General features: G+C 66.2%; 1 protein-coding gene. It reads right to left on the bottom strand.

Annotated elements, in window-relative coordinates:
* Positions 1–780, bottom strand: a 780-nt coding sequence (locus AC13GF_RS20900) for a flagellin (protein WP_483005848.1), incomplete at both ends; no start/stop codon positions are given.

Genomic DNA, 780 nt, shown 5'->3' with positions numbered 1-780 from the left:
ACCTGGTTGGCCTGGGCCAGCATGGCCGTACCGGCCTGCTGCAGGATCTGGGTGCGGGTCAGTTCGGCGGTTTCCTTGGCGAAATCGGTATCCTTGATGCGGCTACGCGAGGCCGACAGGTTTTCCGTCGAGGTCTGCAGGTTGGCGACGACCGAGGTGAAGCGGTTCTGGATCGCACCCAGGTCAGCGCGGGTGTTGTTGATCGAACCCAGCGCCTTGTCGACCACTTCCAGCGCCTGCTGGGCACCCTTCACGGTGCTGATGTCGACGTCCTTCAGCAGCTTGCCCGGGGTGGCGGCAGTGCTGGGGGTGGCGGCGGCGCTGTCGAAGCCGGTGATGCCTGCGCTGGTGCCCGCGGTGGCGGTCATGGCGCTGAACTTGCCGGTCTTGTCGACGCTTTCCTTGACCGAGGTCAGGTTGATCTGGCCAGCGGTGGCGCCATCGACCTCGGCGTACACGCCGGTTTCGCCGATCTTGGCGTTGATCGCGGTGACTGCGGCCGAAACCAGGGCAGCGCGGTCCTTGGTGGCGTCGCCGGTCGAGGTGACCTTGACGTCGGCGATCTTGATCGGCGATGCCAGGCTGCCGCCGCCGATGGACAGGCCGGAGTAGGTGATTTCCTTACCGGCGTCGGCTGCGGCCACGGTGCCAGCGGCGATGGTCACCTTGTTGGCATCGAAGGTGGCATTGCCCAGCGCGTCAGCCTTGGCGTCGACCACCTTGTCGATGGCGATGGCCTGGCCAGCGTTGGCGCCGACCTGGAACAGCTGGCTGGAGAAC

The sequence above is a fragment of the Stenotrophomonas sp. 22LJNL06-5-1 genome (assembly GCF_056861455.1).
This window is presented reverse-complemented; position numbering and strand designations above follow the sequence as displayed.